The organism is Agaribacter flavus, assembly GCF_042646125.1.
GTDB classification, from domain to species: Bacteria; Pseudomonadota; Gammaproteobacteria; order Enterobacterales; family Alteromonadaceae; genus Glaciecola; species Glaciecola flavus.
Genome location: NZ_JBHRSW010000004.1, coordinates 289,558 through 312,146, shown reverse-complemented (window position 1 = coordinate 312,146; position 22,589 = coordinate 289,558). Strand labels below are relative to the sequence as shown.

General features: G+C 42.9%; 17 protein-coding genes. 11 read left to right on the top strand and 6 right to left on the bottom strand.

The window, feature by feature from the left end:
* The first annotated feature begins 2 nt into the window (after nucleotides 1-2).
* Entirely contained in the window at nucleotides 3-1,541 is a 1,539-nt protein-coding gene (gene zipA / locus ACFOHL_RS01395) for a cell division protein ZipA (protein WP_376918411.1), read from the top strand.
* 39 nt (nucleotides 1,542-1,580) lie between these two features.
* Nucleotides 1,581-3,608: an NAD-dependent DNA ligase LigA gene (ligA, locus tag ACFOHL_RS01390; RefSeq protein WP_376918560.1), complete on the top strand. Its 2,028-nt coding sequence runs from the start codon at nucleotides 1,581-1,583 to the stop codon at nucleotides 3,606-3,608.
* A 38-nt stretch (nucleotides 3,609-3,646) separates the two neighbouring features.
* On the opposite strand, the gene ACFOHL_RS01385 is transcribed toward ligA, so the two are convergent.
* A complete protein-coding gene (locus ACFOHL_RS01385; protein WP_376918410.1) occupies nucleotides 3,647-4,183 on the bottom strand; it encodes a DUF2062 domain-containing protein in 537 nt (178 codons plus the stop codon).
* 49 nt (nucleotides 4,184-4,232) lie between these two features.
* Here ACFOHL_RS01385 and ACFOHL_RS01380 point away from each other — a divergent pair, with 49 nt between their 5' ends.
* The 5 genes from ACFOHL_RS01380 (at nucleotide 4,233) to kdsB (ending at nucleotide 10,357) form a co-directional block, all read left to right on the top strand.
* Nucleotides 4,233-6,536 (top strand): DNA internalization-related competence protein ComEC/Rec2, encoded by a 2,304-nt coding sequence (locus ACFOHL_RS01380; RefSeq protein ID WP_376918409.1) that lies wholly within the window; start codon nucleotides 4,233-4,235, stop codon nucleotides 6,534-6,536.
* 90 nt (nucleotides 6,537-6,626) lie between these two features.
* Nucleotides 6,627-8,366: a lipid A export permease/ATP-binding protein MsbA gene (gene msbA, locus ACFOHL_RS01375; RefSeq protein WP_376918408.1), complete on the top strand. Its 1,740-nt coding sequence runs from the start codon at nucleotides 6,627-6,629 to the stop codon at nucleotides 8,364-8,366.
* Between the two features lie 18 nt (nucleotides 8,367-8,384).
* Nucleotides 8,385-9,413, top strand: a complete 1,029-nt coding sequence (gene lpxK / locus ACFOHL_RS01370; protein WP_376918407.1) for a tetraacyldisaccharide 4'-kinase — start codon at nucleotides 8,385-8,387, stop codon at nucleotides 9,411-9,413.
* A complete protein-coding gene (locus tag ACFOHL_RS01365) occupies nucleotides 9,403-9,603 on the top strand; it encodes a Trm112 family protein (protein WP_376918406.1) in 201 nt (66 codons plus the stop codon). Before lpxK ends, ACFOHL_RS01365 begins: the two co-directional genes overlap by 11 nt.
* Before the next feature lies 1 nt (nucleotide 9,604).
* Nucleotides 9,605-10,357 carry a 3-deoxy-manno-octulosonate cytidylyltransferase gene (kdsB, locus tag ACFOHL_RS01360; protein WP_376918405.1) on the top strand — a complete coding sequence of 251 codons (753 nt, stop codon included), beginning with the start codon at nucleotides 9,605-9,607 and terminating at the stop codon, nucleotides 10,355-10,357.
* A 13-nt stretch (nucleotides 10,358-10,370) separates the two neighbouring features.
* Here kdsB and rimO read toward each other — a convergent pair whose 3' ends face one another.
* Nucleotides 10,371-11,819: a 30S ribosomal protein S12 methylthiotransferase RimO gene (rimO, locus tag ACFOHL_RS01355; RefSeq protein WP_376918404.1), complete on the bottom strand. Its 1,449-nt coding sequence runs from the start codon at nucleotides 11,817-11,819 to the stop codon at nucleotides 10,371-10,373.
* A 442-nt stretch (nucleotides 11,820-12,261) separates the two neighbouring features.
* Here rimO and ACFOHL_RS01350 point away from each other — a divergent pair, with 442 nt between their 5' ends.
* Nucleotides 12,262-14,769: a S9 family peptidase gene (locus ACFOHL_RS01350; protein ID WP_376918403.1), complete on the top strand. Its 2,508-nt coding sequence runs from the start codon at nucleotides 12,262-12,264 to the stop codon at nucleotides 14,767-14,769.
* A 19-nt stretch (nucleotides 14,770-14,788) separates the two neighbouring features.
* Here ACFOHL_RS01350 and rrtA read toward each other — a convergent pair whose 3' ends face one another.
* On the bottom strand, nucleotides 14,789-15,376 hold the full coding sequence (gene rrtA, locus ACFOHL_RS01345) for a rhombosortase (protein WP_376918402.1): 588 nt from the start codon (nucleotides 15,374-15,376) through the stop codon (nucleotides 14,789-14,791).
* Nucleotides 15,377-15,545: 169 nt separating this feature from the next.
* On the opposite strand from rrtA, the gene ggt reads away from it, so the two are divergent.
* The gene (ggt, locus tag ACFOHL_RS01340) at nucleotides 15,546-17,282 is read left to right on the top strand and encodes a gamma-glutamyltransferase (RefSeq protein ID WP_376918401.1); all 1,737 of its coding nucleotides are present in this window, start codon (nucleotides 15,546-15,548) and stop codon (nucleotides 17,280-17,282) included.
* Between the two features lie 13 nt (nucleotides 17,283-17,295).
* Here the strand turns inward: ggt and ACFOHL_RS01335 are convergent, their stop codons facing one another.
* Nucleotides 17,296-17,748 carry a hypothetical protein gene (locus ACFOHL_RS01335; RefSeq protein ID WP_376918400.1) on the bottom strand — a complete coding sequence of 151 codons (453 nt, stop codon included), beginning with the start codon at nucleotides 17,746-17,748 and terminating at the stop codon, nucleotides 17,296-17,298.
* 233 nt (nucleotides 17,749-17,981) lie between these two features.
* On the opposite strand from ACFOHL_RS01335, the gene ACFOHL_RS01330 reads away from it, so the two are divergent.
* Complete coding sequence (locus ACFOHL_RS01330) at nucleotides 17,982-18,230, top strand: Rho-binding antiterminator (RefSeq protein WP_376918399.1); 249 nt, start codon at nucleotides 17,982-17,984, stop codon at nucleotides 18,228-18,230.
* 13 nt (nucleotides 18,231-18,243) lie between these two features.
* Here ACFOHL_RS01330 and ACFOHL_RS01325 read toward each other — a convergent pair whose 3' ends face one another.
* Nucleotides 18,244-19,770, bottom strand: a complete 1,527-nt coding sequence (locus tag ACFOHL_RS01325) for a tryptophan halogenase family protein (protein WP_376918398.1) — start codon at nucleotides 19,768-19,770, stop codon at nucleotides 18,244-18,246.
* A gap of 194 nt (nucleotides 19,771-19,964) precedes the next feature.
* Between ACFOHL_RS01325 and ACFOHL_RS01320 the strand changes: the two genes are divergently transcribed.
* Nucleotides 19,965-21,512: a methyl-accepting chemotaxis protein gene (locus ACFOHL_RS01320; protein ID WP_376918397.1), complete on the top strand. Its 1,548-nt coding sequence runs from the start codon at nucleotides 19,965-19,967 to the stop codon at nucleotides 21,510-21,512.
* 74 nt (nucleotides 21,513-21,586) lie between these two features.
* Here the strand turns inward: ACFOHL_RS01320 and cysK are convergent, their stop codons facing one another.
* Nucleotides 21,587-22,552: a cysteine synthase A gene (gene cysK / locus ACFOHL_RS01315; RefSeq protein WP_376918396.1), complete on the bottom strand. Its 966-nt coding sequence runs from the start codon at nucleotides 22,550-22,552 to the stop codon at nucleotides 21,587-21,589.
* Nucleotides 22,553-22,589 lie beyond the last annotated feature (37 nt).

Genomic DNA, 22,589 nt, shown 5'->3' with positions numbered 1-22,589 from the left:
TTATGCAACAAGAGCTGCAAATTACACTGTTTATCATCGGCGGTCTGTTTATTATTGGTGTGTTAGTACACGGTATTTGGTCTACTCGAAGAAACAATAAACGCCACAACCCAAGCAACTACGAGACACGTAAAAATTGGGAACCAACCTTCAGTGAGAGCGATGAAGACATTGAATATGATGATGTGGTGATCAGTTCCGCTAGGGTCATTGACGATCCGAGCAAAAAAACAGGTTCGTCAGCGTCTTCTAACACCGTGGATACGCTGTCTTCCAACACTGAAACAAGCAGTATGGGGGAAGACGACAAACTCACTAACTCATTCACACCTGTATCGGGTATAGAAAGCACTGAGGATAAGGCGGAGAGTGCAATTGCAAACGAGGATGAGAGTGAAGAGGGTAATAAGGATGAGACGTTTAAAGACAGTGAAGTAGAAACTAAGCCAACAAGCCAACATTTCGATAACAGCGAGACAAAAGATGCGCTTGACTCTGCAGACTCTCAGGACGGGCAAGGTAGCGATAAAAGTGAAGTAACACAAATACCTGAAGAAGGGGAAACAGAAAACTCAGTACAAGCCCCGATATATTCGGGTGTTGTGACACAACCTAAACCTGAGTTTGCGAAAAATAGGGTAGAGTCAGCGATACAGGATGATAACATACCTGAACCTCCCGCGTTTTTATTGAAAAAAGACGCTGTTCAGCATGCGTCTTCAATAGCTGACGAAGAGGGCGCGAACACAGATAAACCGCTTGCACCGAAAGCCGCGACGCCTGAAATGCCGCGCCCAGAATTCAGCTTGGATGCTGAAGCATTCGAGCAACCGACTGTCGCTTCATTGCGAGCAAAAAATACTGAAAAAAACGAAATAGAGAAACCCAAAAAAGAGCTCAGCTTGACTGAGCAAGCCAAGCGTTTTGTTCGGCGGAATAAGAAAACAGTGGCTGAAAAAATTAGAAAAGAGCCTGTTATTACCGATAAAAAATCCGCAGATGATCAGATGCGAATTGATTTTGACAGTACACAAGCCAAAGCAGAGCATACTCAAAGTAAGCAGAACACCGATAGTACAAGAAGCGCGGCGAGCAATAAGGGTCAATCGACAGTCAGCTCTGATGTATTAATATTAAATGTCCAAACTCCCAACGACAAAGCCATCTCGGGTGCGGCCTTATTACCGATGCTGCTTACTCTTGGCTTTAAGTTTGGTGAGCACGATATTTTTCATCGACACGTGAACACTAATGGAAAAGGTCCCATACTGTTTAGTTTGACGAATATGTTTAAACCTGGCGTATTCGATATCGATAATATGGAAAACTTTTCTACCCAAGGTATTGCCCTGTTCATGATGTTACCCATTGACGGTGACGCTCAACAAGTGTTTAACATGATGCATAATGCCGCGCGTAAGCTATCGGAAGAATTTGGTGGCAAAATACTTGACGGGAACAAAGTCCCAATTAGCAAACAAAGTTTGCAACAATACGCAGAGCGCATTCGCGAATTTGAACGCCGTAAGTTAACACAATAGTTAACCGCATAAACACTCACATTGACACTATTACCTAGCATGACAATCGAAAGCCAACAAGCTAACTACGACAATATCAAACAACAATTAGAAGAATTTGCTCATCAATACTACGTCTTAGACGCACCCAGTGTGCCTGATGCGGAATACGATCGCTTAATGCGCCAATTGATTGCACTTGAAAAGCAATATCCCGCACTCAAAACAGCTGATTCACCCTCTCAAAAAGTGGGGGGTAAAGCCTTGTCAAAGTTTGAGCAAGTTCAGCACGAAATACCCATGTTGTCTCTGGACAACGGTTTTGAGGATGCAGATCTGCATGACTTTGAACAGCGGATACAGGATCGCTTAAATCAGCGCGAAACGATCACGTTTGCTTGTGAGCCTAAATTGGATGGTCTGGCTGTGTCCATTCTTTATGAAAACGGCATTCTAGTGCAAGCCGCTACCCGAGGTGATGGTCAAGTTGGTGAAAACATAACCGAGAATGTCAAAACCATAGCCAATGTACCTCTGCGTCTACGTGGCGCATCTATTCCCACTCGCCTAGAAGTCAGGGGTGAGGTGTTTATGCCGAAAGCAGGGTTTGAGGCGCTAAACGATCAGCAACGCAAGAGCGGAGGAAAACTTTTTGTCAATCCTCGAAATGCAGCAGCAGGTGCATTGCGACAGCTCGACTCCAAAATTACCGCCAGTCGCCCTCTTAGGTTATACGCCTATTCGGTAGGCGTGCTTGAAGGTGGTGATATTGCCAATGAACAGACTCATAGCGGGCGTTTAGCCTTGCTAGCAGAAATGGGCTTACCCATATGCCCAGAAAGTGGCAAAGTTAGCGGCGCGAGCGAGTGTTTAGGGTATTTTAAGCGTGTCGCTGAGATAAGAGATACCCTAACTTACGACATAGATGGTGTGGTATTTAAGGTCGATGATTTGTCACTTCAAGCGCGATTAGGTTTTGTGTCCAGAGCACCTCGTTGGGCGATGGCGCAAAAATTCCCCGCCCAAGAAGAAATGACTATATTAAATGATGTTGAGTTTCAGGTTGGGCGTACGGGTGCAATCACACCCGTTGCGAGACTCGAACCAGTTTTTGTAGGTGGCGTGACCGTATCTAATGCAACCTTGCATAATCAAGACGAAATTGAGCGCCTGAATATTAAAATTGGGGATACGGTGGTGATTCGTCGCGCAGGTGACGTGATCCCACAAGTGGTGTCAGTCATTCAATCCAAGCGGCCAAGCGATGCTAAAGATATTGTATTCCCCGTGGCTTGCCCAATTTGTGAATCACATGTTGAAAAGCTCGAAGGAGAAGCAGTCGCGCGTTGTACCGGTGGTTTGGTCTGCCAAGCCCAACGAAAAGAAGCAATTAAGCATTTTGCTTCGCGAAAAGCCTTTGATATTGAGGGCTTGGGCGACAAAATTGTCGATCAACTCGTCGATAAAGCACTCATTAATACACCTGCAGATATCTTTAATTTATCGCTACCCGATTTGGTTGCGCTAGAAAGAATGGGAGATAAGTCTGCGGTTAACTTATTAAGAGCCATCGATGCTGCGAAATCGACGACCTTGCCTAAATTCTTATATGCCTTGGGTATTCGTGAAGTAGGGGAGGCAACCGCGCGAAACTTAGCCATGCATTTCAAAACCTTGGATGCGGTAATTGCTGCTGATCATGACGCGCTAATCGAAGTTAATGATGTCGGGGGCGTCGTCGCCGAGCATATCGTTAATTTTATGGGAGAAGAGGCTAACGTTAAGATCATTCGTCAATTAAGTGATGCGGGTGTTCATTGGCCTGAGATAGAGGCACCCAATGAAGACGAACAACCTTTTGCTGGTCAATCCATTGTACTCACAGGCACCTTAAGTCAAATGGGACGAAGTGAAGCGAAAGCGAGACTGCAGGCACTTGGCGCGAAAGTGACAGGCAGTGTTTCGGCAAAAACTGATTTACTGATTGCCGGCGAAAAAGCGGGATCAAAATTAGCGAAAGCCGCTGAGTTAGGTATTGAAACTTGGGATGAACAACAATTTGTCGATTATCTAAGTAAGCTGAACTAGGATATGTAACTTACACCCCGAATTAGCAGTTACGGGTATCAACAGTCTCTAGTTTTCGAGGTGTTCTCTCCGGTTCGGCGTGTTTTCCACGCCTGCCTAACGGACCAACACCAGACCCAATCCAAACCAAAATAGCCAATCAGTCCTGCAACAATTGAACATATAAAGCAGCCCAGTAAAAAAGCTGGGCCAATTGTATTTAAGGATTCGACGACCCAAGACCAGCTTAACTCAAACTGAAACGCGGACATTTCCGTCCCAAGTACAGTACTCCCGACTAGATAGGCAGCATAGAATATGGGAGGCATGGTTAGGGGATTAGTGATCCAGACCGTTGCGACAGACAAAGGTAAGTTGACACGCAAGGGGATAGCCATGCCCGCAGATAAAAACATTTGAAAAGGCACAGGCCAAAAAGCGAAGAACAAGCCAATGCCAAATGCGCCTTTCGCAGAACGGCGGTTTAAATGCCACAAGTTGGGATCATGCAAAAGTGCACCGAATAGTTTTAGCGCTTTTTGAGATTTGATTTGCTCGTGGCTGGGTAAAAACCGTCTGATAAATTTTTTAGGCATACAACGGACTGCTCATTTAACGCTAATGCTGACAAGACTAGAAAAATTCGTGATTGCATTTATAGCAATATTTTTTACCAGTGCATTATGGCCTACTTTACCCCACTTTTCACTCTCAATTATTGCCATAGTCTTTGCGATTCCTTGCTTATTTGGTCGTTATGCGAATACTTACCCTAATGTATCGACAATTTTAGCCGGTGCATTACTGGGATTTATATGGTCAAACTTAAGTGCAGGTTGGTATTTGTATGGGCAGCTGTCCGCTGCGCAGCTACACCAACAAGTCCTTGTGGAAGCTAATGTGGCTAGCATCATAGAGGACGAGAGCGAAACAGATCAAATTAATTTTTTATTAAAAGTCAGTCAATATGGCGTAGAACGTTACCGAATATATAAACCCAAAATTTTGGTGTCTTGGTTTAAGCCAGACTTTTCTTTACAACAAGGTGATAAAGTACGCTTGTTTATTGCCATTAAAGATACCAGTGGCAAAGCCAACCCCTATACATTTAATCGTCAACAATGGTTAGCCAGTAAAAACATCGTTGCGACCGGAAGGGTAATCGTCAGTCCTTCAAACCGAATCTTACACGCTTGCCCAAGTTTGCGGCAAACGCTGGTCAATCGACTTTTTGACCTAGATCTGTTTCACAAAGCTTGGATAGCGGCACTAGCTATGGGTTACAGAAATCAATTAAGCCAGCAAGATTGGCAGCTTTTACAATCAACCGGTACAGCGCATTTGTTTTCTATTTCTGGGATGCATTTAGCGTTATTCGCTTTGTACGCTGTTTGGATTGGGAAGCCATTGCTAGGCGGTCTTTATGCTGCCTTTAACGTACACAATCGAAGCATGGTATGGGCGAATAGGTGCTTGGTCGTACTTGCTTGCTTTGTTTATGCTTGGATTGCAGGCATGGCGGTACCCGTGATCAGGGCATTGATCACCGTGATAGTATTGAGCGTGTTTTCAATCGCGGGTAGCAATTGGCCTTCGCGCATGATTTTTACCGTGCTTGTTTTCATTTTTTGTCTCTTGTTTCCTTACAGTATTTTGGGTTTGAGTTTTTGGTTTAGCTTCTTGGCGGTGCTGCTAATATTACTGTTTATATGGCGTTTTCCTTCTTCAGATTTATCCTCATGGAAAGCAAAAATGTGGTTAATGATCAAGCTTCAATGCTTTTTGAGTGTCGCCACATTACCGATTGTCCTTTATGCCTTTGGCTCGATTTCGCTCAGTGCGGTGGCCGCAAACTTAATTCTGGTACCGTTTGTGAGTTTGATTTTGCTGCCAGCCAACCTGTTTATGCTATTGCTACTCACTTTGCATGTCCAGATTGATTGGTATTTTACGTTTGTTGATTTTTTGATGCAGATGGTGCTTGTTGTACTGCACTATTTTCATGCCAAGTTACCGAGTTACCCTGTCGAACTTGTAATAAGTCTGCCCAGTGTATTACTCATTATGGTGGCCTTATTGATTATGAGCTTACCTCGATTATTAGCAAAAAAACGGATCATGGCGGGCACAGCCATACTATTGCTCATCGCGCTTACACATGCGAACAGGTCAGATGAAGACAAGATTGTGTTTCAGGTCTTTGACGTTGGTCATGGCAATGCTTCTTTACTTTTTGCCAAAGATTTTTCCGCGCTTTTTGATACAGGGGCAGGTAAGCCCAATCAATTCAGCCTATTTGACCAAATTATTTTTAAATACCTTCAAGCTAACAATATCACTCAATTGACTCACTTGTTTATTAGTCATTTTGACCAAGATCATGCCGGTGGTGTTTATGCCGCGCGTCGGGCAATACCTATAGATAATTTTCACGCGCCATCCAATACCTGTGTGAAGGGAAGCGAGTGGCGTCATACTTATCTGCGACAAAAGCAAAACATGACGATTTCGATTCAAGCCTTGTGGCCACGCCAAATAACAAATGGCGAAACAAATAACCAAAGCTGTGTACTATATATCCAAACCCCTTTTGCAAATTTACTGCTGCCAGGTGACATCGAAAAGCAAGCTGAGCAAGCGTTGCTAGCAAGTGGGCGTTTAGATGGTTTGTCAGTAGATATTTTGATAGCACCCCACCATGGCAGTCGCTCGTCTTCGTCTCAAGCATTTGTCGAAAAAATTCGACCTAAGTACGTGTTGATCACCACCGCAAAGAACAATCAATGGGAGCATCCGCATCCCGATGTTGTTGCGCGCTACCGCTCGGTCGGAGCTGAGCTTGTTCATATTGGCGAACAAGGCGCCGTGACATTCGATTTAACAAAGCCTCAAATTAAGGTAACGAGTTATCGTAAACACCTGTATAATCGGTGGTATTTTAAATCGTAGTGAGACGGTATTGAGCTGGAATATGCCGAGGCTCTCCTGCGTATTTTTAGATATAGCCAATAAGAAAACTAAAAGGAATACGCCGGTTTTATGGCAAAAACTGACATCAAAAACACCACGTTTACACGCTTTTTAGGCTACGTATCACCCCATAAATTACTGATATTCGTGGCCGTTTTAGGGATGGTAGCTTATGCGTCTATTGACGTGTTTTTCTTCTCGCAGTTACAACCTTTGATTGACAGTAGCTTGAATGCAGGCAATCTCAATTATTTGCGAATTGCCGCGATTATTATTGTTCCTCTCTTTATTTTGCGTGGCGTGAGTAACTTCATCGGTACCTATACTCTAGAATATGTGAGTACCCAAGTGGTGATGAGGATCCGCCAGCAACTTTTTGAAAAGTACATTCATTTACCTGTTGAGTTTCACGACCATCATTCTACAGGAAGTTTGATGTCAAAAATTCTGTACGACACTGAACAAGTGCGTTACGCCGCTGGCAAGGCGGTGTTGACTATTGTTAGAGAGGGCATGTTTGTCGTCGGCTTGTTGTGTTTGATGTTTTATTACTCGTGGCAGTTGTCACTGATATTTTTGTTGATTGGCCCTGTTGTCGCGGTCATTGTCGCTTTTGTCAGTAAGCGCTTCAGAAAGGTAAGTAAGGCTATTCAAAACGCGATGGGGTCGTTGACGACAAGTGTTGAGCAGGCTGTCAAAGGTCACAAAGTAGTGTTGATGTTTGATGGTCAAGCACTTGAGTCAAAACGCTTCGCCGACAAAAACAACCACAATCGTCAACAATCTATGAAATTAGTTTCGTCTCAGATTTTGAGTGTCTCGACTATACAAGTGATTGCTTCTATTGCTCTTGCGGTTGTGCTGTTTGTCAGTAGTGTACCGGGCATGATTGATGCCCTCACTGCGGGTGTATTTGTCAGTGTGGTGGTTTACATGGTTATGTTACTAAAACCGTTAAAACAGCTTACGACTATTAACACTGAATTTCAAAAAGGTATGACAGCCTGCGCCAGTATATTTGAAATATTGGATGAAGACATTGAACAAGACACGGGCAGTAAAACCTTGGCGCGAGCCAGTGGGCATATCCAGTTTTCAGATGTGAGTTTTACCTATCCAAGTAAAGATACACCCGCGGTTGAGAATTTAAGCTTTGAGGTTAAACCCGGGCAAACGGTTGCACTAGTTGGGCGCTCGGGAAGCGGGAAGTCGACAATTTCTAGTTTGATGACGCGCTTTTATCAAGCAGATGAGGGTATCATTAGTATCGACGGCGAAAACATTGTCGACCTAAAACTGCGTAATTTACGTCAGCAGTTTGCTCTTGTTTCTCAACAAGTGACCTTGTTTAACGATACTATTGCAAACAACATCGCTTACGGTCGACAAGATAAAGTGAGCCGTGAAGAAATTATCGAAGCGGCAAATATTGCGCATGTGACCGAATTTGTGATGCAGCAAGCTAAGGGATTCGATACTGAAATTGGCGAAAACGGCTTGATGTTATCAGGTGGGCAGCGACAACGCATTGCGATTGCCCGTGCGATATTGGCAGATGCACCGATATTGATACTTGATGAAGCGACCTCAGCTTTAGATACTGAGTCAGAAAAATTTATCCAGCAAGCACTAGAAGAGTTGCAAAAAACACGTACCAGTATAGTGGTTGCCCATCGGTTATCCACAATTGAGGCCGCTGATTTAATATTGGTGATTGAACAAGGAAAAATTGTCGAGTCTGGCGATCACCAAAGCTTACTTGAAAAAAATGGCATGTACGCGCAACTTCATGCTTTGCAATTTTCCTGAGTAGATGGGTACGCTAGGATGTCCTTGAGTAAAGCACTGTACAAAAAGCCGACATGGTTGTGGCTACTTTCGCCGCTTTCTCTTTGTTTTTGGCTGGTGCAAGTATTGCGGCGCACGGCTTATACCTTGAACATATTTTCTCAATACCGAAGCTCACTTCCGGTTGTCGTTGTGGGTAATATTACCATGGGTGGAAATGGTAAAACCCCGATTGTCTTAAGCTTGGTTCAGTACTATTTAGACAAGGGCTTAACACCGGCTGTGTTATCCCGTGGATATGGCGGAGAACAAACGAGTTTTCCTCATTTGGTCAGCAAGCAATGTCCAGCAAATTTAGTTGGTGACGAACCCTCGCTAATAAGGCATCGTTTTGATATTCCAGTGGTGATTGACCCCAAACGCGCTCGCGGTGCGGCATTTATTCAATCGCTCACCAATGCTGATATTATTATTTGTGATGATGGCATGCAGCACTATTCACTCGCAAGAGATATGGAAATTTGTGTCATGGATGGGCGAGGTATCGGCAACGGCTTTTTGTTGCCAATGGGACCCATGCGAGAGACAGCAGAGCGCCTCGACCTTGTCGATTACGTATTGTTTAATGGCAATGACTACAGTAATTTGACATGCCTGAACAAAATCAAAACTGATATCTCTAGCTTTGCGCTGCAAGGCGTTGAATGGGTTAATGTATTTGATGAACAAGCCATGAGCCTTGAAGATGGCATAGAATATTTTGCTAGTTTAAAAGTAGAGGCGATGGCGGGAATTGGTGATCCAAAGCGCTTTTTTAAGACCTTGCGACATCTGGGAATAAAGATTGAACATACCCATGCCTTTGCCGATCACAAAAAGTTTACTGAGGCTGATATTCCCTCAAGTACTATCGTACTGATGACTGAGAAAGATGCGGTTAAGTGCAAAGAAATTGCGCATGATGGCTGTTGGTATTTACGTGTCGAAGCAGATGTGCCGCAAGCATTTTTTACGGCATTAGATAATAAAATAAAACCACTACTTGGAGAAAAGCCTAATGGCCTTTAATAAGCAACTTTTGGACATTATTGCTTGTCCAGTTTGCAAAGGAAAGTTGGTACTTGCGACTATAGATGGCGAGGAAATGTTGGTGAGTAAATTTGAGCGCTTAGCTTATCCGATTAAAGACAATATTCCTGTGTTGTTAGTCTCAGAGAGTCGAACCTTGTCTCAAGAAGAAATGGAAAAATTAGCGTAGTATGTCTTTTATTGTTGTCATACCCGCGCGTTATGCTAGTACGCGCTTTCCAGGTAAACCATTGGCAAAAATTAACGGCAGACCCATGCTCGCCCATGTGTACGAAAGAGCGCAAGCATCTGGTGCCAAACGCGTCATCATCGCGACAGATGATGAGCGCATCGCCACGCTGGTAAAGGACATTGGTGCAGAGCTTTGCATGACTAGCGAACATCACACTAGCGGCACAACCAGAATTAGTGAAGTGATAGAAACATGTGCCATTGCTGATGACGAAATTGTTGTCAATGTACAGGGTGACGAGCCTTTTATCCCATCAGAAAACATCCAGCAAGTGGCTGAAAACCTTGCGAGGTATGCTGATTACCCGATGGCGACACTTTGTTTTCCGATTACTTGTGACGAAGATTTATTTAACCCAAATGTGGTTAAAGTGGTGCAGAATACAAACGGCAGTGCGTTATATTTTTCGCGCTCGCCGATTCCTTATCCACAAGGCTTTGTGCAAAATCATGGTTTAAGCAAACCCTTAGCAGCCTTACCTACAAGCTATTACAGGCATATCGGTATTTATGCCTATCGCGCTGGTTTTGTTAAACAGTATGTATTGTTACCTTCATCAAGCTTAGAAACTACGGAATCACTCGAGCAATTACGTGTGCTTGAAAATGGTCATTCTATACATGTGGAAACGAGCAAGGCTGCGCCGCCACACGGTGTCGATACACCCGAAGATTTGGCGCGTTTACAATAAAGAACAATAGCTTTTAGTCTTGTTGCTCGCTCGGTACAGCCCACATGTCGTGTTCGTTTGTGTGTATAATTTCTACCCATAGGCGGTCACCAGGACTGGCTTCAAAGTAGTCATTTATGTGAATTAGGCCATCTATTTCAGGGGCTTCACCAAAACTTCGAGCTACAGCACCTTCGCTTGTCACCTCGTCAATTACGACATTGTATTCGTTGCCAATTTTTGCTTGCAAGCGTTGGTAGCTAATTTCTGATTGTACCTGCATAAATCGTTGCAATCGTGCTTCTTTGACATCGTCACTGATATGATCGGGCAATGCATTAGCCGTTGCGCCTTCGACAGGAGAGTATTTAAAACATCCGACACGATCGAGTTGTGCTTCTCGTAAAAATTGTAAAAGCTCCTCGAACTCTTCTTCAGTCTCGCCCGGAAAGCCAACAATAAAAGTTGAACGGATCACCAAGTCAGGGCATATTTCACGCCATTTCTTTATGCGTTCGACCGTTCTCTCTGCGCTACCGGGGCGTTTCATTAATCGTAAAATACGCTTGCTAGCATGTTGAAATGGTATGTCTAAGTAGGGCAGGATTTTACCTTCCGCCATTAGCGGGATGATGTCGTCGACATGCGGATAGGGGTAGACATAATGCAGACGCACCCACATATCCATTTCACCGAGCTTTTCACTCAGTTGTTGCATGTGTGTTTTAACCGGCATTCCATCCCAAAAATCAGTTTTATGTTTAACGTCAACACCATAAGCACTGGTGTCTTGGGATATTACCAATAGCTCATTTACCCCTGCTGCTTTCAGCCTTTGTGCTTCACCCAATACTTCGCCAATCGGTCGGCTGACCAAATCACCGCGCATCGATGGAATGATGCAGAAGGTACAGCGGTGGTTACATCCCTCTGAAATTTTTAGATAAGCATAGTGTTTAGGGGTTAATTTGATGCCGTGATCAGGGACCAAGTGCATAAAAGGATCATGAGCGGGTTTGGGTAAGTGCTCGTGTACCAAAGACACGACATTTTCATAGGCGTGAGGGCCTGTTATCGCCAATACATTTGGATGCACTTCACGAATTTCATCTTCTTTCACACCCAAACAACCAGTAACAATTACCTTGCCATTTTCTTCCAGTGCTTCACCGATTGTGTCCAATGACTCTTGCACAGCCGAATCAATAAAACCGCAAGTGTTGACAATAACTAAGGCGGCATCTTGATACGTTGGCACAACATCGTAACCTTCAGTGCGCAGTTGCGTCAAAATGCGCTCAGAATCGACCAAGTTTTTGGGGCAGCCTAGGCTAACAAAGCCAATTTTTGCTGAGGTATGCTTGCTGCGCTGATGGTTCGGATTAGCGTCTAACTCGGTGACTGCGATACTCTGTTCTTGTAAAACACGTGAAGGTGCATCCAATGTTGTTGTTTGCTTTGGGGTAAATTTTTCAACAGTCATCGTCAGTTATCCTACAAGGTTAGATACAAGCTTAAATACAAGGGTTATTGCGGCTGCGCAGTATAAAGGAAAAAACAGATCAGTTCATCAAGGAGTGAATGGAAGCTTATATCAATTGATATTCGGAGCCGAGATAACAGAAGTTAGAAAAATATCATATAAATCAATTGCTAATATTTGTTTTCGTATTTTTTTAAAAATAGTTAAAAATTTATTGAACCAAACCCTATGTAAAGAGACTAATAATTACAACTGACTGATGTTTCCTATTCATTGGTCAGGGTGTGTTCCTAGTTGAGTGTGTTGATGGCCCCGTGAAAGCGGGGCCTTTTTATTTGTACTGTTTTAGTGCCTGCAGTACGAGACCAAAGGCGTCAAGAACTTAGCAGAACATAAGATTTCGATGTAATATTAAACAGTCCACTAACCCGAATCGAAATACATGAATCACAATAAAATTTCTAAACTTCTGAGTAGTTTTACCATCACTTTGCTTTTATGCGCCTGTGCAGGCTCACAAAGTAATTCGAGTACAGAGACAGAGCAAGCACCAAACAAAGCGCAAGCAGTCAGTCACGTACAATCAGTCGTCAGTTCACAAAGCAGCTATCCAAAAGACGGAGAGCTGAGCCTAGAACAAATTATGGCTGATCCAGACTGGATAGGGCGGCAGCCAAAAAATCCATCGTTTTCTCCGCTTACGCAGCAATTTACTTATACGCGAAAGCGTCTTGGTTCTGTTGTTGAGGACTTGTATATCACCGATGTCGCGCAAGGAAATGGTAAAAAAGTCGCTCTTTCTTCACTGCATGAGCACAGTTTCGATGAATATATCGACGACAAAGACATGTCGTTTGTTGCTTGGGTTTTTGAAGGGAATATATTTGCAAAATTTCGAGATACGCAAAGCGTTATACAGTTAACACGCGACGCTTACCCCATTGCAAATATCGCATATATGGGCAGTGAAAGCGTGTCTTTTCAGGTTGGGAATAGTTTTTATGCGGTGAATGCTGTAACCGGCTTTTTGCATCAAATGATCCGATGGTCGTTTGAAGACAAGCCGGTAGTTCTTGCGCCAGCCAAGGACTACATCATGCAAGAGCAGTTAAGGCTTATTCAATATGAAAATGTACAGAGAAAAAACAGGCGGGATCGTCTGGCATACGAAAAGTCCTTGTGGACGGAAAATAGAACGATACTTCCTCCACCTGTTTACTTGGACAAAAAACACGAAACCGTACTAGCGAGTATGTCTCCCGATGGAAATTGGGTGGTGCTGGCGACGCGAGAAGCAACGAGCACGAGGGCAGACACGGATATCATGCCTGATTACATAGAAGAAGACGGCCGCATTGCAACAAAATCAGTCCGCAGACGTGTGGCAGATGCTAAACCAGAGTCCCACTATTTGTACTTAATCAATGTTAACAGCGGCGAGAAAAATGAGATTTCTTATGTATCTTTGCCCGGCTACAACGACGATGTGCTCGCTGATGTAAAAAGAGAAAATGCGAAAAAAGTCGGTAAGGACTATGTTGACAATCGTTTACCGCGAGACATTGGTTTGTTGTTTGATTGGTACGCTACTGAAACGCCCATAAAGTGGCATGACTCAAGCAAGCAAGTCGCATTGATGCTCGAGGCGTGGGACAACAAAGATCGCTGGATAGTTACCTTAAACCCAGCGTCTAATAAGCTAACAACACAACATCGCATGCATGATAAAGCATGGATTAATTATCGCTATAACCAATTTGGTTGGTTTGAGGATTCGCTCAATCTGTATTTGTTGAGTGAGAGTTCGGGGTATTCACAACTTTATATCAAACCCATTGATGGAGATTTGACACAGCTTACAAAGGGACAGTACGTAGTTGATGATGTCTATCTCGACAAAAATGATACGTATTTTTATTACAAAGCAAACAAAAAACACCCTGGGATCTACGAAATTTATCGCACTCATGCAGTAACAGGTGAAACCCAAGCGCTAACAAATTTAAATGGGATGAGCGATTTCGAAATTAGTCCAGATGAGTCCACTATGCTGTTGACTCACAGTAAGCTTACCATGCCGCCTGAGTTGTATAGTCTTGTACTCGACAAGGACAAAATTGCAGAGCCGATGAAATTGACATCTACTGTCAGCAAAGCCTTTTTATCCATAGATTGGGTAACGCCCAGCATTATTACGATACCTTCCAGTCACGTAAACGAGCCTATTTATGCTCGACTCTATACACCTGAAAATCTCGCTGCAGAAAAGCGCAGAGCAGTGGTATTTAATCATGGTGCAGGGTATTTGCAAAACGCACACATGGGTTGGTCAAATTATTTTCGTGAATTTATGTTTCATAGCTTACTCGTGTCAAAGGGATATGTTGTACTGGATATGGACTATCGCGCATCCGCAGGTTATGGACGAGAGTGGCGCACCGCAATCTATCGTCATATGGGAAAGCCAGAAATTGAAGACAATGTAGATGGCGTTAATTGGCTAGTTGAACATGCAAATGTAGACAGACAAAGGATAGGCACATACGGTGGATCATATGGCGGATTTCTTACGTTTATGGCGTTATTTACAGAGCCTGAGTTGTATCAAGCTGGTGCAGCACTGCGCCCAGTATCAGATTGGGCTCACTACAATTTCCCTTATACATCGAATATTTTGAATACGCCTTCGGTAGATCCCATTGCATACGAGCGAAGCTCGCCTATTTATTTTGCCGAAGGTTTGCGTAAACCTTTATTGATTAACGCCCCCATGGTTGATGACAATGTGTTTTTTGTTGATGTTGTACGTTTGGTTCAACGTTTAATTGAATTAGAAAAACAAAATTTTGAGACGGCCATTTATCCTGTAGAACCTCATGGTTTTGTTCAGCCAAGTTCATGGTTAGACGAATACAGAAGAATTTTTAAGTTGTTTGAAGAAAACTTGTGATAAACAGGCTCTAGCAATCTTAGGTGCTAGACGCTGATTTTTTTCTGCGGATCCAAATGTGAATTATGCCAGCGACTGCACCACAGAACGCACCTATTGCATGCGTTTCTGTGGCGACATCCATTTGGATAAGTGCTTCAGTGCTGCCGGGTTGATAAAAACCGAGTTCGTAAACGACCTTCGCAATCAACCCGCTCATTAATAGGTAGGTACTTATGCGTTTTGTTTGCAAATCTTGGATGACCGCCCATGCAAATAAAAAATGTAAGTAAGCTGAAAGACCGACATATATTTCTTTGGGGTAGAGCCAATACATTGCAATACTGATTGAAAGCGTGCCAGCTACAAATAAAACACATTGATTTTTGGCGTTAACGTACTCGTAAAAGAGTGCAACGATTGCAATGAGCCCACCCATATTCAACAAGTAATGATTCAAATTTGCATGGCTTAGGTGGCCTGTAATAAGCTGATAAAAAGGAAAGTGAAAGGCTAGTGATTTGTGAAAAGCAAATTGTTGAATAAATGTTTCGCCAAAATACACGCCAATGGCAGCAGCGCCAGCGATCAAACAAAGTGGCCAAATTTTTAATAGCAGTACGCGCATGTGTATTTTTATAATCGTAATTGAGCGTGGCATCCATAGGGTAGTCGAGGTATTATAAATTTATACCGCTTTAAAAACAAAACGAAGTGGTGTATGTACGACACGTTGATCTATCTAAGCTTTTCTTATTTAACGCTCAGATTAATTATATTGTAGGTAAATACTAATTATGAAAAGAATCCTATCTGTTTTTATACTGGCTCTATCGCCATGTTTATTTGCTCAACAAGTCGTTTTAGAAGACCGCGAACCCGAAGCGGCAACTGGCTTTGATAATAAAACCTCAGTAAGTACAAAGGAGTTTATGGTTGTCGCGGCTAATCCATATGCTTCATGGGCGGGCAAAAATATTATTGAACGCGGTGGCAGCGCAATAGATGCGGCTATTGCCGTGCAAGCTATGCTCAGCTTGGTTGAGCCTCAATCCTCAGGTATTGGTGGTGGCGCCTTTATTATGTATTGGGACAATACGCAAAAACGTCTTTTTACTTATGACGGTCGAGAAGTCGCAGGAGAAAAAGCGACTTCCGATATGTTTATGGTCGACGGAAAACCCATGTCATGGCGAGATGCCGTGGTTGGCGGTAAATCTGTTGGCGTACCGGGTGTTATGAAAGCACTTGAGATGGCTCACAACGCACATGGCACTCTAGAGTGGAAAGACTTGTTTGACGATACGATCAAGCAAGCTGATGACGGGTTTGAAGTATCGCCAAGATTGGCGCGATTGCTTTCATTGGACTACCACCCAGGCTTGAATGAGTTTCCGCTTTCTAGCACTTATTTCAAACCCGGTGGTGAGAGCTTAAAAGCAGGGTTTATACGCAAAAATCCCGCTTTAGCTGAATCACTCAGGCAGATAGCAAAAGAGGGTGCGGACTACCTCTACACGGGCAAGTTGGCCAAACAAATCGTGGATACGGTTAACACCGCTAAGATTAACCCAGGTTCGCTGACACTTTCAGATTTTAGCAATTATGAAGCGATCAAAAGAAGTCCTTTATGTGGCAAGTACATGACTTATAAAGTCTGTGGTATGGCACCGCCCAGCTCTGGTGGCGTGAGCGTACTGCAAATATTAAAGGGCTTGGAAAACAAGGGGCTCGATAAATACGGCGCGCAAAGTGCTGAGTTTGCTCACTTATTCGCACAATCCAGTGCTTTGGCGTTTGCTGATAGAGAGGAATATATCGCTGATCTAGATTTTTTAGGTATTTCCCCTGTTCCTTTAGTAAACTCTCGTTACTTGAACGAAAGAGCTAAGCAAGTTCAATTGTCAAACAAGTGGGAAGAGGCGGAAGCCGGTCTGCCCTATCAAAATGTTGCATATGCGCAAGACGATGCATATGAACTCAACAGTACCAGTCATATCAGTATCATAGATAAAGCTGGCAATGCTATCTCAATGACAACTAGCGTTGAATTCATGTTTGGATCGGGCTTAATGGTGGGTGGTTTTATGCTAAACAATCAACTTACCGACTTTGCGTTGTCGCCGAGTAGAGATGGCAAGCAAGTTTTGAATGCGGTTGCGGCCAAAAAACGCCCACGTAGCAGTATGTCGCCAACCATTGTTTTTGATCAAGACAACAAGGTTCACTTGGTTGTGGGCTCTCCCGGCGGCAGCAGAATCATTAATTACGTGGCGCAAACCATCGTAAATGTATTAGCGTTTGAAATGGATGTGCAAGAGGCGATTAGCGCGCCAAGAATAAGTAATCGAAATGGCTACACGGCGCTAGAAAAAGGTACGTCCTTAGCTGCTATAAAACCTGCATTGGAAGCAAAAGGGCATGAGGTTAGATTGGTAGATTTAAATAGTGGTATTCACGCAATTCACGTTGACAATGGCACACTGAAAGGAGGCGCAGATCCAAGGCGCGAGGGTGTTGCAGTAGGTCAGTAAGCGCAAAAAACTACTAGGGGACAGTGTTGCGTACTTTTGCGACTTTCCAGTTCCCTTTTACTTTTATCATTGACAAGGTTTTAAGCTCGGTTACTTTGTTGTTTTGATAGTAACCGATTATTTTAACTTCAATTTCAGCCTCGTCTTGCGCTTCGGAAAGCAGTAAAGCACCACCTGAAACTGGCTCCGCTTCCATCTCGTCTAAACGCAAATTGAATACTTGTCGTTGCACTGTTTTAGGTGTGTAGTAGGCGGAGAGAACTTTGCCAAAACGCTCAGTAGACAGCTTTACCGCTTTATCTAGTGTATCTTCAGTATAAACCGCATTCATAAACATGATAGCAGCATATTGTGGGGTTTCTTCACCCATCATACCATAGCGACCTGCCCGTATTTTCTCGTCTTCTGACCCACAGGCGACGATAAAAATAACGGCAAGCAGTAATAGAGATACATATTTTTTCATTTAGCTTAGCTCCTTTACATGTGAGCGACTGCTGTCTTCGATACAAATAGCAAACAACATAAACAGGCACTGAACAAGGTTTATATCGGCGAATATCTTTTCTTCTGAATGGAATAATTAAATTTACTCTGAATTCAGCTTATTCTTATTTAAGCTATTTTGTATTCGTAGTTGAGGTAAATGAACTTGATGCTAAAGTGTAGGATGTTTATTAAAAGAAGAACTCAACGACTATGGCTATTAAATGCGAACACTATGACTATATAGAAATTGCTTGTATGTTTCGTTTTCCGCTAAAAATATGTCTCAAGAATGGTGAAACCATTGAAGGCCTTGCCAGCGGCATAGAAAAAAATACCTCAAAGCAAGAATGTCTGCGCCTAGAAAACGACTCTTCTTCCGACATCGTCGTCATGGATAACATATCGTCTATAAAGGTGATGGTGGAAAATCCACATTTTGATGAAGTGGAATTTGACTAATATGCATTCAAGTTCACTCCAAAGTTTGCTTATTCGCCAGATCGCTTAAAAACTTTCGGTGACTGGGTAATTTGTCTACTTCATTTTGTATAGCAATATATACATTTTGGAAAAACTGTTTCGCAGCATCACATGGGATATTGACATTGTAAAACTGATCATAGTTTTCCAAATAGTTTTGGCCGATTAGTACTTGAACCCAACTCTCGAAACTAAACAATTCACTGGAGTGCACTTTGATTTTTCCTGTTTTTTTAAATTCGTCTAGTTTTTTTTCTAATGAGTTGGGAATAGCCATGTTTTGGCAGTCTAACCAGAAAGGTTCGTCATTCCGCTGGTTAATGTAATAATGCATTATGAGAAAGTCACGTATTCGTTCAGTTTGAAAGCTAAAAGTATTGTTAAATAACGCTTGGTCATTCCACTTTCCTTTTTCGATTGTTTCTCGCAAATACATGGCATAGTAGTAAATTAAGTGAATACTGGTAGACTCCATTGGCTCCATAAATCCGCTTGATAGGCCAATAGCAACACAATTTTTATACCAAGGTTCTTTTAAACAACCAGTTTTAAAAGGTATTATTCTGGGTTCAGTGAGCAGTTCATCAGGCAGAGTATTTAAAAGCTCAGCTCTTGCCGCATCATCTGAAATGTATTTACTGCAATAAACATAACCGTTACCCGTTCGGCTCTGCAATGGAATTTGCCAACGCCAACCCGCCTTCATCGCGATAGCTTTAGTGTAGCTTGGTAACTCAGTTTCAGAATTTTTAGTTTGAACTGCGATGGCTCTATCACAGGGTAAATAAGATGACCAATCTTCGATTTCACGTTTCAACTCTTGTTGAATGAGTCGACCTGAAGCGCCAGAACAATCAATAAACAAATCACCTTCTACAGATTGCCCGCTTTCAAGATGGAGGCTTTTTATTTCACCTGTACTAGTTAACTCAACTTTTTGTACTGTTGCAGAAATATGTTTAACTCCGTTGGCCAACGAGTAATCTTTAAGATAGTTAGCCATTAATTTAGCATCAAAATGCAAGGCATATGAAAGATTGCAAAGCGGGTAAAACGCTGACTCTGGTGTATTTTTGGGACGTGGTGCTGGGGGGGCGAATTTGTTGTTGTATGCCGCTATTGCAGTGGGAAAAAAGGGAGTAATGCCATGCACGCCAGTACTTTCTCCCGCTGCCATCCAAAAATCAAGAAATGAAACATCTTTAAAGGGCGTCCCTAACTCTCCGAAAGCATGCATATAGTGGTCGCCAAGTTTAGACCAGTTTTCAAAGTGAATACCGTATTTTAGACTACCATCAACTTTGGTGATCAGGTCACTGTCATTTAGTCCGAGATATTCAATTAGTGAATAAATAGGGGGAATACTAGCTTCGCCAACTCCAACAGGTAATATATCTGATGATTCGACAATGGTTACATTATAATCTGAATGCTTTAAATCTTTAGAGAATACTGCTGCGCTTACCCAACCAGCTGTGCCACCGCCAAGAACTACTATGCGCTTATTTTTTGAGCTCAAAAAACACCCTCATGGTTTCTGTTGAAATATTAAAAATAATTATTTTACGTATTTGAAACTATGTTTTTACATTTGATATCTTATTCAATACAGATTCATAAGCCAAGTGTTTTGAAACAATATCTAGTAAGGCATATCTGTTATTTGTCGATATAGACTAAAGTATAGTTAGTTAATGTGGATTCATTGAACGAATGCGAGGAAATCAGTTTAACACGGGTAACGAGGTGCTTTTTGGCGAGCAAGAGCAGCTAGTTTCTACTACTGATAATAGGGGGGTGATCACCTATGCAAATCCAGCTTTTTGTAGGGTTGCGGGGTATAGTAAGGATGAGCTAGAAGGCAAAAATCACAATATTGTGAGGCATCAGGATATGCCGAAAAGTGCGTTTAAAGATATGTGGTCACACTTGAAAGCTGGTAAATCATGGCAAGGTATCGTTAAAAATAGATGCAAAAATGGTGATCACTATTGGGTAGACGCATTTGTTACGCCTATTTTTGAAGGCCATACACTGATTGGGTATCAATCCGTGCGCGTAAAACCGACAAGAGAGCAAGTCCAAAGAGCTACGCATTTATACAATAAGATTAATGCAGGGCAAGAGCTCGGCATCTTTGCTTTATCTGCGTTTCAAAAACGTTTATTGCTTAGTTGCGCTATGGCGGCGATGCTTCTGTATTTTTCGATCACCTCATCTTGGTTAACTGTTGCTATATTTTTGGGATTCTGTTCTCTGAGTTTATTTTTATTTCGAGAGGAGCTTTTCGCGGTACCGCGTTTTGCCCAAGATTTAACGAGAGACTACGATAGCATTAGTCGAAGAGTCTTGTGTGGTGAGGGCTTGACAGGTGTATTTGAATTTCACTTGGGCTTACAAAAAGCAATGAGACGAACAATACTGGGTCGCACGATTGATGCTAGCCAAGCGCTCGAAGATATAGCAGCACATACAATGACGATAGTGAAAAGCACGAGTGCTAGCATTAAATCGCAAAAAAGAGAAATGCATGCAATAAAAGCAGCGGTAGAAGACATGTCTAGCAATAGTCGGCAAGTAGTTCAAAGCACCGAAACAACAAATAAAGAAGTGATAGATACCAATGCGCAGTGTGACCAAGCGCGTACACAGATTTTAGCCGGTAAAAATGATGTTAATCGCTTATCCACTGTTGTATCGAAAGCTTCATGCTCAGCGGCAGAGCTTTTGCTAGCTGCTGACAAGGTCAGTGAAACGATTGGTGAAATAAACGCGATTGCCGATCAAACAAATTTGCTAGCACTGAATGCAGCCATAGAAGCAGCTAGAGCGGGTGAAAGCGGTCGAGGATTCTCCGTTGTAGCTGATGAGGTGCGAGCACTCTCAAATAGAACCCAAGAATCTGCGACAAATATTATGTCTAGTTTGGAGACAATGCGTAATACTCTGCAAGATTGGGTAGATAAAATGAAACAGAGCAGTGATGACGCGCTAATAAGTGCCGAACAAGCTGAACATTCGGCAAATTCAATAAAAGAAATCCATGGCATGATCGACTGTATTTCAAGCCATTTGAGCGGTATTGTGGAAGCAACTGAAATTCAGGACAATAAATGCGAGCAAATAAGCGGTAGTGTGAATAACATGCGCTCAAGCACAGACACAAATGTGCAACTTGCGATGGAAATGGAGGAAAACGCGACTAAGCTAAATGCTAATATTCAAGGCTTAGTTGGTCTGTCAAAGACCTTTGGCATGTAAATTCAGCCGGATCATACTGTACGCATAAAAAAACGGCCAAGTGTTGGCCGTTTCAGTTTTCTTAATAGGCGTTTTTATTGCACTTCTTCTTGCTCAGTAAATTCACCCGCGAATAGAGGACTACTCAAGTAACGCTCAGTGCCACTTGCTAGCAAAACAACGATGGTTTTGTCTTTATTTTCTGGACGTTCTGCATAGCGTTTAGCGGCAACCACGGCAGCTCCCGAAGAAATACCTGCTAGTATGCCTTCTTCTTTCATGAGTCGGCGAGCCATTTCCATACAATCTTCATTGGATACACGCTCGACTTCGTCAATGATATCCAAGTCTAAGTTACCTGGGATAAAACCAGCGCCAATGCCCTGAATTTTGTGCGGTGCAGGAGTTAGCTCTTCACCCGCTAATGCTTGCGTGATAACCGGCGAGTCTACAGGCTCAACAGCAATTGCGGTGATGGCTTTACCTTTCGTATTTTTGATATAACGAGAGGTACCCGTGATTGTTCCACCTGTGCCAACGCCAGCAACAAAAGCATCAATTTTGCCGTCCGTCGCTTCCCAAATTTCTGGCCCTGTTGTCTCTTCGTGAATAGCTGGGTTTGCAGGGTTGTCAAATTGATTCATTGCCACGTATTTACCAGGATTTGCGTCCATTAATTCCTGTACTTTGGCAACGGCACCTTTCATACCTTTTGGTGGCTCAGTTAAAACGAGTGTCGCGCCAAGGGCTTTAAGCAGTTTTCTGCGTTCCAAACTCATACTACTAGGCATAGTCAAGGTAATTTTGTACCCACGAGATGCGGCAACAAATGCTAAGGCGATACCCGTGTTTCCACTTGTTGCTTCAATGATCTCTTTGTCTTTGGTTAGTGTTCCGTTTTTTTCTGCATCCCAAATCATGTTTGCACCGATTCGGCACTTTACGCTAAAGCTCGGGTTACGGCTTTCTATTTTGGCATAAACATTTCCGCTGACTACGCGATTTAATTTAACTAGTGGCGTGTTGCCAATGGATAGGGATGCATCATCAAATACACTCATTCTTTCTGTCCTTTTGTTCTGATAATAAACGACTACG

Excerpts from the sequence above, each read along its gene's own strand:
- ACFOHL_RS01385 (WP_376918410.1), bottom strand. The coding sequence starts at position 4,183 with ATGCCTAAAAAATTTATCAGACGGTTTTTACCCAGCCACGAGCAAATC.
- rimO (WP_376918404.1), bottom strand. The coding sequence starts at position 11,819 with ATGACTGTTGAAAAATTTACCCCAAAGCAAACAACAACATTGGATGCA.
- ACFOHL_RS01330 (WP_376918399.1), top strand. The coding sequence starts at position 17,982 with ATGGCTATTAAATGCGAACACTATGACTATATAGAAATTGCTTGTATG.
- zipA (WP_376918411.1), top strand. The coding sequence starts at position 3 with ATGCAACAAGAGCTGCAAATTACACTGTTTATCATCGGCGGTCTGTTT.
- ACFOHL_RS01335 (WP_376918400.1), bottom strand. The coding sequence starts at position 17,748 with ATGAAAAAATATGTATCTCTATTACTGCTTGCCGTTATTTTTATCGTC.
- ACFOHL_RS01350 (WP_376918403.1), top strand. The coding sequence starts at position 12,262 with ATGAATCACAATAAAATTTCTAAACTTCTGAGTAGTTTTACCATCACT.
- lpxK (WP_376918407.1), top strand. The coding sequence starts at position 8,385 with ATGTCCTTGAGTAAAGCACTGTACAAAAAGCCGACATGGTTGTGGCTA.
- cysK (WP_376918396.1), bottom strand. The coding sequence starts at position 22,552 with ATGAGTGTATTTGATGATGCATCCCTATCCATTGGCAACACGCCACTA.
- msbA (WP_376918408.1), top strand. The coding sequence starts at position 6,627 with ATGGCAAAAACTGACATCAAAAACACCACGTTTACACGCTTTTTAGGC.
- ACFOHL_RS01365 (WP_376918406.1), top strand. The coding sequence starts at position 9,403 with ATGGCCTTTAATAAGCAACTTTTGGACATTATTGCTTGTCCAGTTTGC.
- ACFOHL_RS01320 (WP_376918397.1), top strand. The coding sequence starts at position 19,965 with ATGCGAGGAAATCAGTTTAACACGGGTAACGAGGTGCTTTTTGGCGAG.
- kdsB (WP_376918405.1), top strand. The coding sequence starts at position 9,605 with ATGTCTTTTATTGTTGTCATACCCGCGCGTTATGCTAGTACGCGCTTT.
- ligA (WP_376918560.1), top strand. The coding sequence starts at position 1,581 with ATGACAATCGAAAGCCAACAAGCTAACTACGACAATATCAAACAACAA.
- ggt (WP_376918401.1), top strand. The coding sequence starts at position 15,546 with ATGAAAAGAATCCTATCTGTTTTTATACTGGCTCTATCGCCATGTTTA.
- rrtA (WP_376918402.1), bottom strand. The coding sequence starts at position 15,376 with ATGCGCGTACTGCTATTAAAAATTTGGCCACTTTGTTTGATCGCTGGC.